Genomic DNA, 14,292 nt, shown 5'->3' with positions numbered 1-14,292 from the left:
TTTATGTCCCGAATGGCAGAACAGCAGCTTTATATCAATGGTGGTTATACATCGGCCACCAGCGGTCGCACCTTCGAGACCATCAACCCGGCCAACGGTGAAGTTCTGGCGACCGTGCAAGCCGCCGGGCGCGAAGACGTCGACCGCGCCGTGGAAAGCGCACGGCGCGGGCAGAAGATCTGGGCGGCGATGACCGCGATGGAGCGTTCTCGCGTTCTGCGCCGCGCCGTCGATATCCTGCGCGAGCGTAACGACGAGCTGGCAAAACTGGAAACCCTCGACACCGGTAAAGCCTTTTCCGAAACCTCAACCGTGGACATCGTCACCGGCGCGGACGTGCTGGAGTATTACGCGGGGCTGATCCCGGCGCTGGAAGGCAGCCAGATCCCTCTGCGTGAGACCTCGTTCGTCTACACCCGCCGCGAACCGCTGGGCGTGGTGGCGGGCATCGGCGCGTGGAACTACCCGATCCAGATCGCCCTGTGGAAATCCGCTCCGGCGCTGGCGGCGGGCAACGCGATGATCTTTAAGCCGAGCGAGGTCACCCCGCTCACCGCACTTAAGCTCGCCGAGATCTACACCGAAGCCGGTCTGCCGGACGGGGTGTTTAACGTTCTGCCGGGCGTGGGCGCGGAGACCGGCCAGTTCCTGACCGACCATCCGGGCATCGCCAAAGTCTCCTTCACCGGCGGCGTCGCCAGCGGCAAAAAGGTGATGGCCAACTCGGCGGCCTCGTCCCTGAAAGAGGTGACGATGGAGCTGGGCGGCAAATCGCCGCTGATTATTTTCGACGACGCGGATCTCGATCTCGCGGCGGACATTGCCATGATGGCGAACTTCTTCAGCTCCGGCCAGGTGTGCACCAACGGCACCCGCGTGTTCGTGCCCGCGAAATTTAAAGCCGCGTTTGAGCAGAAAATCGTTGAGCGCGTGGGCCGTATCCGCGCGGGCGATCTGTTCGATGAAAACACCAACTTTGGCCCAATGGTCAGCTTCCCGCACCGCGACAGCGTGCTGCGCTACATCGCCAAAGGCAAAGAGGAAGGCGCGCGCGTGCTGTGCGGCGGCGACGTGCTGAAGGGCGAAGGCTTTGACAGCGGCGCGTGGATCGCCCCGACCGTCTTCACCGACTGCACCGACGAGATGACCATCGTGCGCGAGGAGATCTTCGGCCCGGTGATGTCCATCCTCATCTACGAAACGGATGAAGAAGCCATTCGCCGCGCCAACGACACCGACTACGGTCTGGCGGCAGGCATCGTCACGGCCGACCTGAACCGCGCCCACGGCGCCATTCATCAGCTCGAAGCGGGCATCTGCTGGATCAACACCTGGGGTGAATCCGCCGCAGAGATGCCGGTTGGCGGTTACAAGCACTCCGGCATCGGCCGCGAGAACGGAGTAATGACGCTCCAGAGCTACACCCAGGTGAAGTCCATCCAGGTTGAGATGGGTAAATTCCAGTCCATATTTTAACCGGGAGGTTTATTTGCAATTTGACTACATCATTATCGGGGCCGGCTCTGCCGGCAACGTACTGGCAACGCGACTGACCGAAGATCCGAATACCACCGTCCTGCTGCTTGAAGCGGGCGGGCCGGATTATCGCTTTGACTTCCGCACCCAGATGCCCGCCGCGCTGGCGTTCCCGCTGCAGGGCAAGCGCTACAACTGGGCGTATGAAACCGAGCCAGAGCCGTACATGAACAACCGCCGCATGGAGTGCGGGCGCGGCAAAGGGCTGGGCGGCTCGTCGCTGATCAACGGCATGTGCTACGTGCGCGGTAACGCCATGGACCTGGACAACTGGGCTAAAGAGCCGGGTCTGGAGCACTGGAGCTACCTCAACTGTCTGCCCTACTACCGCAAGGCGGAAACGCGGGACGTGGGCCCGAACGACTACCACGGCGGCGACGGCCCGGTGAGCGTCACTACTTCCAAACCGGGCGTGAACCCGCTGTTTGAGGCGATGGTGGAAGCGGGCGTGCAGGCGGGCTACCCGCGCACCGACGATCTTAACGGCTATCAGCAGGAGGGCTTCGGCCCGATGGACCGCACGGTCACGCCGCAGGGCCGACGCGCCAGCACCGCGCGCGGCTATCTGGACCAGGCCAAAAAGCGCCCGAACCTGACCATCCGCACCCACGCCATGACCGATCGCATCCTCTTCGAAGGCAAGCGCGCGGTGGGCGTCGAGTGGCTGGAAGGCGAAAGCACCATTCCATCCAAAGCGACGGCGAAGAAAGAGTTGCTGCTGTGCGCAGGCGCGATCGCCTCCCCGCAGATCCTGCAGCGCTCCGGCGTGGGCAACGCCGAGCTGCTGAAGCAGTTCGATATTCCGCTGGTGCATGATTTACCCGGCGTGGGCGAAAACCTGCAGGATCACCTGGAGATGTACCTTCAGTACGAATGCAAAGAGCCGGTTTCCCTCTACCCTGCCCTGCAGTGGTGGAACCAGCCGAAGATTGGCGCCGAGTGGCTGTTTGGCGGCACCGGCGTGGGGGCGAGCAACCATTTCGAAGCGGGCGGGTTTATCCGCAGCCGCGAAGAGTTCGAGTGGCCCAATATTCAGTACCACTTCCTGCCGGTGGCGATTAACTACAACGGCTCGAACGCGGTAAAAGAGCACGGCTTCCAGTGCCACGTCGGCTCCATGCGCTCGCCGAGCCGCGGGCACGTGCGCATCACGTCACGCGATCCGCACCAGCATCCGGCGATCCTGTTCAACTATATGTCTCACGAGCAGGACTGGCAGGAGTTCCGCGACGCGATCCGCATCACCCGCGAGATCATGCACCAGCCGGCGCTTGATAAATACCGCGGGCGCGAGATCAGCCCGGGCATCGACTGCCAGACCGACGAACAGCTGGACGAGTTCGTGCGCAACCACGCCGAAACCGCCTTCCACCCGTGCGGCACCTGCAAGATGGGCTATGACGAGATGGCGGTGGTCGACGGCGAAGGTCGCGTTCACGGGATGGAAGGGTTGCGCGTGGTGGATGCGTCAATTATGCCGCAGATCATCACCGGCAACCTGAACGCCACCACCATTATGATTGGCGAGAAGGTTGCCGACGCCATTCGCGGTCGCGAGCCGCTGGCGAAGAGCACGGCGGCGTATTATGTGGCGAACGGGGCACCGGTGAGGCGCTGAAAATATTTCCCCTCACCCTGGCCCTCTCCCCATAGGCTGAAGGATCACCAGTAATTTTTAAGCAGCAGCAATAACGTTGTTTAAGAACGACTGAAGCCTTTCAGCGATGCCCTGGTCCGGCTGTAAATCGCTGAGGCGTTTCCTGCAGGCCGGGGCGAGGCGCATGGATGCGCCGAGAGGGCGGGCTTCACAGGGACGTTACCTCCGCCCGTCCCCGATAAGCCGGAAGGAATAAGCCGAGGGCACCGCGTAGCGGCGATTTACCGCCGGGAGCCCGGGTCGCCAGGGTGGTGGCGACTGAGCCACCCTGGCACGTTCACCGGTTATGGAGTTACAGAGTAGCAAGGAACATAAAGTGAACGGAATGACCACTACAGCTGTATGTTCCCCTCACCTCTCCCCGGAGGGGCGAGGGGACTGTTCCGTGCTGGCATTACTTTGTGGGGCCCCCTCAGCCCCATAGGGGAGAGGGGATTAACCTACCCCTTCAAAAATTTATTTTCATTTCCCTGCATCCAGTTTTCCCCCTGCCCTCGTATGTGAGTATGTGAGCAACGCCTTTGCTCCTTAATCCGAGGATAAATGATGAAAAAGCTACTCAGTGTTGCATTCGTATCCAGCGCTTTACTCTTCTGTGCAGGCGCATCAGCGGCCATGACATCAGGCTCCGTGATGGTGGGCGGAGCGGAAATGTTCCCGAGCAAAAACATTGTTGAAAACGCTGTGAATTCAAAAGATCACACCACGCTGGTGGCGGCGGTCAAAGCGGCCGGGCTGGTAGATACGCTGCAGAGCAAAGGGCCATTCACCGTCTTTGCGCCCACCGATGCGGCATTTGCAAAATTGCCTGCGGGTACGGTCGACAATCTGGTGAAGCCGGAAAATAAAGCGCTGCTCACCAGCATCCTGACCTATCACGTGGTCGCCGGTAATTACGATATGAAAGCGCTGGAGCAGAAAATTAAACAGGGCGGCGGTCACGCGGAGCTTAAGACCGTAAACGGTCAGCCTCTGTGGATCATGAGTAACGGCCCGCACAATATTCAGCTCAAGGACGGTAAAGGTAACGTGGCGAACATCAGCACCTATGACGTCCATCAGAAAAATGGCGTGATCGATGTGATTGATACCGTCCTGATGCCTAAGTAGTTGTCTATACTTCGGAAGTGTGACGTTGCCTTCCGGGAAAAACATGGATAACGCGCTGGCTCAACAGCAGTTGAAATTAATGCAGGCGATCGCTAACGGCGATCGCCGCGCATTTGAACAACTTTACCGACTCACATCTCCTCACCTGTTTGCCGTCGCGCTGCGCATGCTTCATCATCGCGCCTGGGCAGAAGAGATCCTTCACGACTGTTTTGTCACCGTCTGGAGTAAAGCTGAAACCTATAACGCCGCCCTGAGCTCTCCGATGACCTGGCTTACGCATATTGTTCGCAACCGCTGTATTGACTGGCTGCGCAGCGGGCAAACCCGCGCTGTCGCCCGCGAGGAGTCGTATTCCGAAGAGAGTCTGCTGAGCGAAAGCGACGAGCCGAACAGCTGGCACGACGACGCGCAGGCAGCACGGCTCAGGCATTGCCTGGAACACCTGAGCCACGAACAGCGTCAGAGCATTACGCTCGCCTACTATCAGGGCATGTCACACAGCGACATAGCAGACTGGCTTCAGCAGCCTGTGGGCTCAGTAAAAAGCTGGATCCGCCGCGCAATGGATCATCTTCGGGAGTGTGTAGGGCTATGAATGACGCTGAAAAACGCGACGACATGCTGGCAGCAGAATATGCCCTCGGCACTCTGCGGGGAGGGGCGCGGCTTCAGTTTCAGAAAAGGCTTGCCGCTGAACCCGCCCTGGCCGCCCGCGCTGCTTACTGGCAGAACATGTTCAGCACGCTCGATAGCCATCTTGCGCCAGTCCCTCCGCCAGAAACGGTGTGGAAGAGAATCGTCCTCGATCTGCCCTCTACAACGCCTTTGCGTAAAAGCCGTCCTTATATCGGCTGGATGGCCGCGGCTTCCCTCGCTGCCGTTACCGTCATTGCCTGGTATTCCACCCGCACGCCGGAACTCGCTCCGCTGATGGTGCTCAACGATGCCCGGCAGCATGGGGAGTGGGTAGTCAGTGCGGACGCCAGACGCGAGCATCTGAGCATTACCCCGCTCAGACCGAACGCCGTTGCGGCACAACATAGCCTGCAGCTTTGGCTGATCCCTGACGGTCAGGCGCCGATATCGCTGGGGCTGCTGCACATCGCCATACCGACACGCGTTACTCTCAGGAACACAGCACTGACTCCTGACGCCACGATAGCGATAAGCCTTGAACCAGAGGGAGGCTCACCCACCGGCCTTCCCACGGGGCCCGTGCTGTACAGTGGAAAAATATAATCCTCGTGCCTTATTCGCAGGGATGCGAGGGGCACCCAATTTCATTCTGTTCATATGACAGTTACATATAAGAATTAAATATTAGGCTTGCAATTAATTTTATTATTATAAAACGTTATTGACATACTCTTCCGTACTCCATTAAGTTTTAAGCGAACCTTATTTCATGTCAGATATACAATATATCAAAAACGAGAATTAAAGAATTCGCCGTTATTCTTTAATCCTTCCCTGCCTTTTATTTTTTGAATCACACAACAGTGAGATAACATCATGAATAATAGTGCAAACAAGGTTGTCGTTATCACCGGAGCCAGCAGCGGGATTGGTGAGGCCATAGCCCTCCATTTAGCGAATAACGCGTATTCGCTGGTCCTGGTGGCGCGCCGTCAGGACAAAATTAATGCCCTCGTGGACAGGATAATCCAGCAAGGCGGTAAGGCCATCGCCGTCAAGGCCGATGTAACCCGTCAGGAAGAGGTCCACCGCGCCATTGAGGCTGCCATCGCCGCATACCAGCGTGTGGACGTGCTGATCAACAACGCCGGCTTTATGGCTATCGCCCCCCTCAGCGAGCTGAAAACCGACGAATGGGACAAGATGATTGATACCAATCTGAAAGGGGTACTGTACGGCGTCGCGGCCGCATTACCGGTGTTCCAGCGCCAGGGAAGTGGACACTTTATTAACGTTGCCTCGGTAGCGGGCATCAAGGTTCTTGCCCCCGGCGGTGTGGTGTACAGCGCGACAAAATTCGCCGTTCGCGCGCTGAGCGAGGGTCTGCGCCAGGAAGCAGGTAAAACGATACGCACCACGCTTATCTCTCCCGGCGCGGTCGAAAGCGAGCTGCAGTTCGGCAGCTCAGACGAAGAGAGTAAAAAATTTCTCCATGAGTTTTATAAGCAGGCTATTTCGGCTGACGCGATTGCCCGCTCCGTTTTATTTGCCATCGAACAGCCAGGCGACGTTGATATTAATGAAATTGTTGTTCGTCCGACGCAGGAAGAATTTTAGCATGCCTTAAATAATACTGAATGAGGTGTCATTATGATTAAATCATTAACGTCCTTATCAGATTTAAATATGCGCTCCGGCGCCGATATTCTCCTTGAAGTGCTGGAGAGTGAAGGCGTGGAATATATTTTTGGCAATCCCGGCACCACCGAACTTCCGCTCATCGATGCTCTGCTTCGGCATGAAAATATTCACTATGTTCTGGCGCTCCAGGAGAGCAGCGTGGTTGCCATTGCCGACGGCTATGCGAAAGCCTCCGGCAAAACCGGCTTTATCAATTTGCATACCGCCAGCGGTCTGGGGCACGGCATGGGGAATCTGATCAATTCGCGGATCATGAAAACCCCGCTGGTGGTCACCGTCGGACAGCAGGACACGCGGCACTACATCCGCGACCCGCTTCTGTATGATGACATTGTCTCCATTGGTTCTCCGGTCATGAAGTGGGCGCAGGAGGTTACCAGCGCCGACCAGCTCCCGGTGCTGGTGCGCCGCGCGTTTCACGCGGCCAGCTATCCTCCGGGTGGCCCGGTCCTGCTCTCTCTGCCGATGAACGTCATGGAAGAGCTGAGCGACGCCGGGATACAGACGGCGTCCAGAGTGGACTATCACACCGTCGCGGGCTCGCTGGACGATCTGGCGCAGGCGCTCAGCGCGGTTCCCCCCGGCAGGGTTATGATTGTGGCGGGCGATGAAGTTCACTCCAGCGGCTCGACGCAGGAAATTGTCCAGCTTGCGGAAGCGCTCAGCGCCCACGTCTACGGCTCCTCCTGGCCGCTGAATTTGCCTTTTCCCACCCAGCACGCGCTCTGGCGGGGCAACATGCCCACCACCGCAGGAGAAATTGCCAGCGTCATCAACGCCTACGATGCCGTGTTTATCATTGGCGGCAGAAGCCTGATCGCCATTTTGTATAGCGAGGGCGAGGCCATTCCGGAAAGCTGCGCGGTGTATCAGCTCTCGGCGGATATGAACGAGCTTGGCCGCTCGTATGCCACTCGCCTTTCGGTGATGGGTGACATCAAGCTCTCTCTGCGCGACCTGCTGCCGAGACTGGACCAGCACCGGGCTGCCAGCAAGCTGCTCCACCAGCAACTGCTGGCTCAGGCGCGCGAGGAGCGGGAAAACGAGTGGCGGCAGCAGGAAGAACGCCTGGCCGCCGAACGGTTGCGCCCGGCTATCTCCCCGATGGTGGCGGCCTGGGAAGTCATCCGCGCCATTCCGGCGGGCACGACGATTGTCGATGAGGCCATTGCCACGGCCAGACACGTCCGCAGGTTTATTTCCGATCGTCAGCATCAGCGGTACTACTTTATGCGCGGCGGCGGTCTGGGCTGGGGGATGCCCGCGGCAGTAGGCCACTCGCTGGGGCTGGGGCGCGAGCCTGTAGTGTGTCTGGTTGGCGACGGCGCCTCGCTGTATTCACCGCAGGCGCTCTGGACGGCAGCGCACGAAGCGTTGCCCGTCACCTTTATCGTGATGAATAACCTGGAGTACAACATCCTGAAAAACTTTATGAAAGGTCAGCCGGGCTACAGTTCGACGAAGCTGGGGCGTTTTATCGGGATGGATCTGATTAACCCGCAAATTGATTTTCAGTCGCTGGGCACCGCGTTGGGCATTCGCTGCTGCCGGGTCACCCAGGCCGCGGATATCGCCACGGCGGTGGCGCAGGGGCTGCAGTCCGGAAAAACCAACTTGATTGAAATTGCCATTTCCGCGGATTGATCGACCGTTTCAGATGTACCCTACAAAAACACCTATAACCGAAACGCCTCTAACCGCTTAATCTGCCGCCCTTCCCCGTCAAAATTATCCGCCGCCAGCCAGGCGCGCAGCTCCGCGTCTCTTTGCGGCCATTCACCGTCAATAATAGAAAGCATATCGCTGTCGCGGTTGCGACCTTTGCGCACCAGCTTCTGGCGCAGGCGTCCTTCCCAGACAAACCCCAGCCGCTCCGCCGCCCTGCGCGACGCCACGTTCATGGAATCGCACTTCCACTCCAGCCGACGGTAGCCGTGCTCAAACGCATTTTTCAGCAGCAGCCACACCGTTTCGGTGCCGATGCGGGAGCCTTTCATCTTCCGCGACCAGGTCACGTGACCGATTTCAACCGACCCCAGCAGACGCTCGTTGGCCATATAGCTCACCAGCCCCACCGCCCGCTCGGTGCGTAAATCAATGACGGCAAACGGCACCAGCTCATCGTCCATCACCTTCGCCACGATCCAGTGCGCGGTGGCTTCCACGCTCGTCGGCTGCGTGCTGGCAAGCCACGTCCAGTCGCTGTCGTCGCCCAGGGCATACGCCTCATAGAGATCGGCCGCGTGGCGATCGGCATCCAGCACCTCCAGACGGCAGTACTGGCCGAACAGCGGCGTGCGGGTTAAGACGCGCGCGCCCGTCCAGCCAGGTACGATATCGTTAACGGTTTGACCATGTTGATTGATTTCTGGCACGACGTTGACTCCCTGAAAGGTAAGGAGTTTGTTATAGCAGGTTAAAAAGCGGGCGAAAAGCAGCGTATTTTAATAGCCCGAGCGCATGCGATATTCCAGTAAGGCATAAGGAAAGCTGAATTTCGACTTTGCGTAATTTCAGAGACCACCTAACGTAGCGGAGCATAAAACAATCACAATATATTCTTCTCAGGGATCGCTATGACAAAAAAACTGTTGCCGTTACTGGTGCTGGCTGCGCTCTCAAGCGCTGCCCACGCCGCTACTCCGCCCAACACGCTGGTTGTTGCCCAGGGGCTTGATGACATCGTGAGCCTCGACCCGGCTGAAGCCAACGAGCTCTCCAGCATCCAGACCGTGCCGAGCCTGTATCAGCGCCTGGTGCAGCCGGACCGCGATAACCCGGAAAAAATCACCCCGATACTGGCGGAAAGCTGGGACGCCGACGCGGCAGCAAAAACCCTGACCATCAAGCTCAAGTCCGATGCAAAATTCGCCTCCGGCAACGCGCTGCGCCCGGAAGACGTGATTTTCTCGTACACCCGCGCCGTGACGCTGAACAAATCCCCGGCCTTTATCCTCAACGTGCTGGGCTGGGACGCCAGCAACATCGCCAGCCAGTTGAAAAAAGTGGACGACCATACCCTCCAGCTTCACTGGACGGCAGACGTCAGCCCGGCGGTGGCGCTGAATATTCTCTCCACGCCGATTGCCTCCATCGTGGATCAAAAGCTGGTTGCGGCGAACGTGAAGGATAACGACTTCGGCAACGCGTGGCTGAAAATGCACTCGGCGGGCAGCGGCGCGTTCAAAATGCGCGTCTATCAGCCGCATCAGGCCATCGTGCTGGAAGCCAACGACTCCGCCCCCGGCGGTGCACCAAAGCTGAAAAGCATCATCATTAAAAACGTCCCCGATCCGGCCTCCCGCCGCCTGCTGATCCAGCAGGGTGACGCGGACGTTGCGCGCGATCTGGGGGCAGATCAGATTAGCGCCCTGGACGGCAAGCCCGGCGTGAAGGTGCTGAGCATCCCGTCCGCCGAGCAAAATTACCTGGTATTCAACACCGGCAACAGCGCCAACCCGCTGCTGAACAACCCGGCATTCTGGGAGGCCTCGCGCTGGCTGGTCGACTATGAAGGCATCACCAAAAACCTGTTGAAAGGCCAGTATTTTGTTCATCAGAGCTTCCTGCCGGTCGGTCTGCCGGGCGCGCTGGAAGACAATCCGTTTAAATTTGACCCGGCGAAGGCGAAAGCGATCCTCGCCAAAGCGGGCATTAAAGACGCGCACTTCACGCTGGACGTGGAGAACAAGCCGCCGTTTATCACCATCGCCCAGTCGATGCAGGCGAGCTTTGCCCAGGGCGGCGTGAAGGTGGATCTGCTGCCCGCAGCCGGTAGCCAGGTGTACGCCCGCGTGCGCGCGAAGCAGCATCAGGCGGCGATCCGTCTGTGGATACCGGACTATTTTGACGCGCACTCTAACGCCAGCGCCTTCGCGTGGAACGACGGTAAATCAAGCACCGTGGCCGGCCTGAACGGCTGGAAAATTCCAGAGCTGAACAAAGCCACGCTGGCGGCGGTTGCCGAGCCGGATCCGGCGAAGCGTTTGGATCTGTACAAGAAAATGCAGGAACAGCTGCAGCATAGCTCGCCGTACGTGTTCGTCGACCAGGGCAAAACCCAGATCGTGGTGCGCGATAACGTGAAGGGGTATCAACAGGGGCTGAACGCGGATATGGTCTGGTACGATCGCGTTACGAAGTAGCCCTTGTTGCCGGGTGGCGCTGCGCTTACCCGGCCTACGTTCTCGGTTTTTGTAGGCCGGGTAAGGCGAAGCCGCCACCCGGCATGAAGAGATTTCCCATGCCACATCTTTCCAGCCGCGTGCTCCAGGGTCTGCTGACCCTGCTGCTCACGCTTTTCGGGCTGCTGCTCGTCACGTTTGCGCTCTCGGCTTTTTCCCCGGTCGATCGCGTGCTGCAGATCGTCGGCGATCACGCCAGCCAGTCAACCTACGATCAGGTTCGCCACCAGCTCGGGCTGGATCGGCCGCTGCCCGTGCAGTTCTGGCACTATCTGCAAAACCTCGCCCACGGTGATTTAGGCACCGCCAGCGCCACCGGACAGCCGGTGCTACAGGATCTGCTGCACGCCTTCCCCGCCACGCTGGAGCTGGCCACCCTTGCCTTGATCATCGGAGCCGTACTCGGCGTGATTGCCGGGGTGCTGTGCGCCCGCTACGCCGGTTCACCGCTCGATCTCGCCATCAGAACCCTCACCCTGCTCGGCAACTCGGTGCCGATCTTCTGGCTCGGCCTGCTGATGCTGGCCCTGTTCTACGCGAAGCTGCAGTGGAGCGCGGGTCCCGGCAGGCTGGACGATATCTGGCAGTTCACCGTCGAGCCGCGCACCGGCTTTGTGCTCATAGATACCTGGCTTTCCGGCGACCGCGAGGCGTTCCGCAACGCCATCAGCCACCTGGTGCTGCCGGTACTGCTGCTGGCCTATTACTCGCTGGCAAGCATTACCCGCCTCACGCGATCCGCCTGCCTGAGCGAGATGAACAAAGAGTACATCCTGCTCGCCCGCGCCAAGGGTGCCGGGGAGATGACCATCCTGCTGCGCCACGTGCTGCCGAACATTCACGGCACCCTGCTGACGGTGATTGCGCTGGCCTACACCAGCATGCTGGAAGGTGCGGTACTGACCGAAACCGTCTTCTCGTGGCCGGGCATCGGGCGCTATCTCACCACCGCCCTGTTCGCCGGAGACACCACCGCCATCATGGGCGGCACGCTGCTGATTGGCGTCTGCTTTGTGCTGATCAATAACCTTACCGACCTGCTCGTGCGGGCAACCGATCCCAGGGTGCGCTAATGCCGTTTTATCTTTTCTTACGCCGCCTGCGCCGCTCACCCGCCGCCTTTTGCGGACTGATTGCCATCGCGCTGCTGGTGCTGATCGCCCTGTTCGCGCCGTGGCTCGCGCCGCTTGACCCGAACTGGCAGGACGCGGCCGCGCGCCTGCAGGCACCGAACGGCCAGCACTGGCTGGGCACCGACAGCTACGGGCGCGACCTGCTTTCGCGCCTGATTTACGGCACGCGACCGGCGCTCGGGCTGGTGGCATTAGTTACCGTTATCACCCTGCCCGCCGGGCTGCTGGTGGGGATTTTGTCCGGCTACTACGGCGGCTGGATGGAGCGCATCCTGATGCGCTTTACCGACGTGGTGATGTCGATGCCGCGCCTGATCCTCGCATTCGCGTTTGTGGCAATGCTTGGCCCGGGGCTGGTCAACGGCGCGCTGGCGCTGGCCTTAACCACCTGGCCGGCCTACGCGCGTCAGGCGCGGAGTGAAATTCAGCGCCTGCGCCACAGCGACTACCTGGCCGCCGCCGAGATGATGGGCATTCGCGGCCCGCGCCTGCTGGTCGGCCATATTCTGCCCCTGTGCCTGCCGTCCGCGATTGTGCGGCTGGCGCTGGATCTGGCAGGCATTATTCTGGCCGCCGCCGGTCTTGGCTTTCTCGGCCTTGGCGCACGTCCGCCGATGGCCGAATGGGGCGCGATGATTGCCGACGGCATGCAGGTGATTTTCGACCAGTGGTGGATTGCCGCCATTCCGGGCGGGGCTATTCTGTTTGCCAGCCTGGCCTTTAACCTGTTGGGCGACGGCCTGCGCGACGTACTGGAGCCACAGCATGACTGAACAACGCGTCATCGTCGATGCGCTGAACATCGACTACCCCGCCGCCCGCGTGGTCAACGGCCTGAGCTTTACATTAGGCAACGAGCGGCTGGCGCTGGTGGGGGAATCCGGCTCGGGCAAGTCGATGTCCGCCCGCGCCCTGATGGGGCTGGTGCGTAAGCCCGGCATCATGAGCGCGAACCGGCTTAACGTGCTCGGCAACGACCTGCTGACCCTGAGCACACGCCGCTGGCAGGCGCTGCGCGGCAACGGCATTGCGATGGTCCTGCAGGACCCGCGCTACGCGCTGAATCCGGCGAAAAACGTCGCCGCCCAGCTTGATGAAGCGCTGACCCTGCATCAGCGCCTGCCCCGCGCTGAACGCCTGGCGCGCATTCACGACATCATCCGCGCCGTCGGACTTAACGAACATATCCTCCAGCGCTACCCCGGCGAACTCTCGGGCGGCATGGGCCAGCGGGTGATGATTGCGATGGCGCTGATCAACAACCCGCAGGTGCTGATTGCCGACGAACCCACTTCCGCACTGGACGCCCGCCTGCGCAACCAGATCCTCGAACTGCTGGTGCAGCAGTGCGAAGAGCGTCAGATGGCGATGCTGTTAATCAGCCACGATCTGCCGCTGGTAGCGGAGCACTGCGACCGCGTGCTCGTGATGTATCAGGGTGAAAAGGTCGATGAGATGGCGGCAAGCCAGCTCCCGCAGGCGACGCATCCGTATACGCGCACCCTGTGGACCTGCCGTCCGAACGCCAGTACCTATGGACAGATGCTGCCGACGCTGGACCGCTCGCAGCCGTGGAAGGAGGTGAACAATGGCTCTCGTTGACGTAAACCAGCTCCAGGTGAGCTTCGGGGAGAAAACGGCGGTGTCCGCCGCCAGCTTTGCCATTGAAAAAGGCGAAACCTTCAGCCTGATTGGCGAATCCGGCTGCGGGAAATCGACTATTCTGCGCGTGCTGGCGGGGCTGCAGCGCGAGTGGAACGGCCGCATTTCGATCCTGGGAGAAGCGTTACGGCCAGGACGACGTTTTAAAGGCGAGCTTCGCCGCAACGTGCAGATGGTGTTTCAGGATCCGTGGGCCTCTTTGCACCCGAACCACACCGTTGCGCGTACCCTGTCAGAGCCGTTAAACATCCACGGTGAAACTCAGGTTGCCGAAAAGGTGGCGGATGCGCTGCGGCAGGTGGGGCTTTCCGCCGACGCAGGGAAACGCTACCCGCACCAGCTTTCCGGCGGCCAGCGCCAGCGCGTGGCGATTGCCCGCGCGCTGCTGCTGCGGCCACAGCTTCTGCTGCTGGACGAGCCCACTTCGGCGCTGGATATGTCCGTACAGGCGGAGATCCTGAACCTGCTCAACCGCCTGAAAGCCGAGCACGGCATGACCTATCTGCTGGTGAGCCACGACGCGGACGTGGTTGCGCATATGTCCGACCGGGCAGCGTTTATGGCGCACGGTGAGATCCAGAAGGTGTTTGACCACGAGGCAATGTTACGGGGCGAGCACAGGATGGGGTAAGTGCGCGCGGCGGTGCCCGGTGGCGCTGCGCTTACCGGG

At 60.1% G+C, this 14,292-nt stretch carries 13 protein-coding genes; 12 read left to right on the top strand and 1 reads right to left on the bottom strand.

What is annotated here, in order from left to right:
• Positions 1 to 3: 3 nt before the first annotated feature.
• The 7 genes from betB to AC3WOK_RS17190 all read left to right on the top strand — a co-directional run bounded on the left by betB (position 4) and on the right by AC3WOK_RS17190 (position 8,287).
• Complete coding sequence (gene betB / locus AC3WOK_RS17220) at positions 4 to 1,476, top strand: betaine-aldehyde dehydrogenase (protein ID WP_492354866.1); 1,473 nt, start codon at positions 4 to 6, stop codon at positions 1,474 to 1,476.
• Between the two features lie 13 nt (positions 1,477 to 1,489).
• Positions 1,490 to 3,154, top strand: coding sequence for a choline dehydrogenase (betA, locus tag AC3WOK_RS17215; protein WP_492354865.1), 1,665 nt, complete (start codon positions 1,490 to 1,492; stop codon positions 3,152 to 3,154).
• Between the two features lie 585 nt (positions 3,155 to 3,739).
• The gene (locus tag AC3WOK_RS17210; RefSeq protein WP_023334833.1) at positions 3,740 to 4,303 is read left to right on the top strand and encodes a fasciclin domain-containing protein; all 564 of its coding nucleotides are present in this window, start codon (positions 3,740 to 3,742) and stop codon (positions 4,301 to 4,303) included.
• A gap of 43 nt (positions 4,304 to 4,346) precedes the next feature.
• Positions 4,347 to 4,901 (top strand): RNA polymerase sigma factor, encoded by a 555-nt coding sequence (locus AC3WOK_RS17205; protein WP_492354864.1) that lies wholly within the window; start codon positions 4,347 to 4,349, stop codon positions 4,899 to 4,901.
• A complete protein-coding gene (locus AC3WOK_RS17200) occupies positions 4,898 to 5,545 on the top strand; it encodes an anti-sigma factor (RefSeq protein ID WP_492354863.1) in 648 nt (215 codons plus the stop codon). Before AC3WOK_RS17205 ends, AC3WOK_RS17200 begins: the two co-directional genes overlap by 4 nt.
• A 273-nt stretch (positions 5,546 to 5,818) precedes the next feature.
• Positions 5,819 to 6,559 carry an SDR family oxidoreductase gene (locus tag AC3WOK_RS17195; RefSeq protein ID WP_492354862.1) on the top strand — a complete coding sequence of 247 codons (741 nt, stop codon included), beginning with the start codon at positions 5,819 to 5,821 and terminating at the stop codon, positions 6,557 to 6,559.
• A gap of 33 nt (positions 6,560 to 6,592) precedes the next feature.
• A complete protein-coding gene (locus tag AC3WOK_RS17190; protein ID WP_492354861.1) occupies positions 6,593 to 8,287 on the top strand; it encodes a thiamine pyrophosphate-binding protein in 1,695 nt (564 codons plus the stop codon).
• 32 nt (positions 8,288 to 8,319) lie between these two features.
• Here AC3WOK_RS17190 and AC3WOK_RS17185 read toward each other — a convergent pair whose 3' ends face one another.
• On the bottom strand, positions 8,320 to 9,018 hold the full coding sequence (locus tag AC3WOK_RS17185) for a GNAT family N-acetyltransferase (protein WP_492354860.1): 699 nt from the start codon (positions 9,016 to 9,018) through the stop codon (positions 8,320 to 8,322).
• A 201-nt stretch (positions 9,019 to 9,219) separates the two neighbouring features.
• Here AC3WOK_RS17185 and AC3WOK_RS17180 point away from each other — a divergent pair, with 201 nt between their 5' ends.
• From AC3WOK_RS17180 to AC3WOK_RS17160, 5 genes are all read left to right on the top strand, one after another.
• Entirely contained in the window at positions 9,220 to 10,788 is a 1,569-nt protein-coding gene (locus tag AC3WOK_RS17180; RefSeq protein WP_059310763.1) for an ABC transporter substrate-binding protein, read from the top strand.
• Positions 10,789 to 10,886: 98 nt separating this feature from the next.
• Positions 10,887 to 11,900, top strand: coding sequence for an ABC transporter permease (locus tag AC3WOK_RS17175; RefSeq protein WP_059310762.1), 1,014 nt, complete (start codon positions 10,887 to 10,889; stop codon positions 11,898 to 11,900).
• Positions 11,900 to 12,733 (top strand): ABC transporter permease, encoded by an 834-nt coding sequence (locus AC3WOK_RS17170; protein ID WP_059310761.1) that lies wholly within the window; start codon positions 11,900 to 11,902, stop codon positions 12,731 to 12,733. Before AC3WOK_RS17175 ends, AC3WOK_RS17170 begins: the two co-directional genes overlap by 1 nt.
• Positions 12,726 to 13,562, top strand: coding sequence for an ABC transporter ATP-binding protein (locus AC3WOK_RS17165; RefSeq protein ID WP_492354859.1), 837 nt, complete (start codon positions 12,726 to 12,728; stop codon positions 13,560 to 13,562). The genes AC3WOK_RS17170 and AC3WOK_RS17165 overlap by 8 nt, the downstream gene beginning before the upstream one ends.
• Positions 13,549 to 14,253 carry an ABC transporter ATP-binding protein gene (locus tag AC3WOK_RS17160; protein ID WP_492354858.1) on the top strand — a complete coding sequence of 235 codons (705 nt, stop codon included), beginning with the start codon at positions 13,549 to 13,551 and terminating at the stop codon, positions 14,251 to 14,253. The genes AC3WOK_RS17165 and AC3WOK_RS17160 overlap by 14 nt, the downstream gene beginning before the upstream one ends.
• Positions 14,254 to 14,292: the final 39 nt, after the last annotated feature.

It is taken from the genome of Enterobacter sp. FW301-JW81, from assembly GCF_058788735.1.
This window is presented reverse-complemented; position numbering and strand designations above follow the sequence as displayed.

Coding starts and splice junctions, on each gene's coding strand:
- betB (WP_492354866.1), top strand. CDS start 4: ATGTCCCGAATGGCAGAACAGCAGCTTTATATCAATGGTGGTTATACA.
- AC3WOK_RS17210 (WP_023334833.1), top strand. CDS start 3,740: ATGAAAAAGCTACTCAGTGTTGCATTCGTATCCAGCGCTTTACTCTTC.
- AC3WOK_RS17205 (WP_492354864.1), top strand. CDS start 4,347: ATGGATAACGCGCTGGCTCAACAGCAGTTGAAATTAATGCAGGCGATC.
- AC3WOK_RS17200 (WP_492354863.1), top strand. CDS start 4,898: ATGAATGACGCTGAAAAACGCGACGACATGCTGGCAGCAGAATATGCC.
- AC3WOK_RS17195 (WP_492354862.1), top strand. CDS start 5,819: ATGAATAATAGTGCAAACAAGGTTGTCGTTATCACCGGAGCCAGCAGC.
- AC3WOK_RS17190 (WP_492354861.1), top strand. CDS start 6,593: ATGATTAAATCATTAACGTCCTTATCAGATTTAAATATGCGCTCCGGC.
- AC3WOK_RS17180 (WP_059310763.1), top strand. CDS start 9,220: ATGACAAAAAAACTGTTGCCGTTACTGGTGCTGGCTGCGCTCTCAAGC.
- AC3WOK_RS17175 (WP_059310762.1), top strand. CDS start 10,887: ATGCCACATCTTTCCAGCCGCGTGCTCCAGGGTCTGCTGACCCTGCTG.
- AC3WOK_RS17170 (WP_059310761.1), top strand. CDS start 11,900: ATGCCGTTTTATCTTTTCTTACGCCGCCTGCGCCGCTCACCCGCCGCC.
- AC3WOK_RS17165 (WP_492354859.1), top strand. CDS start 12,726: ATGACTGAACAACGCGTCATCGTCGATGCGCTGAACATCGACTACCCC.
- AC3WOK_RS17160 (WP_492354858.1), top strand. CDS start 13,549: ATGGCTCTCGTTGACGTAAACCAGCTCCAGGTGAGCTTCGGGGAGAAA.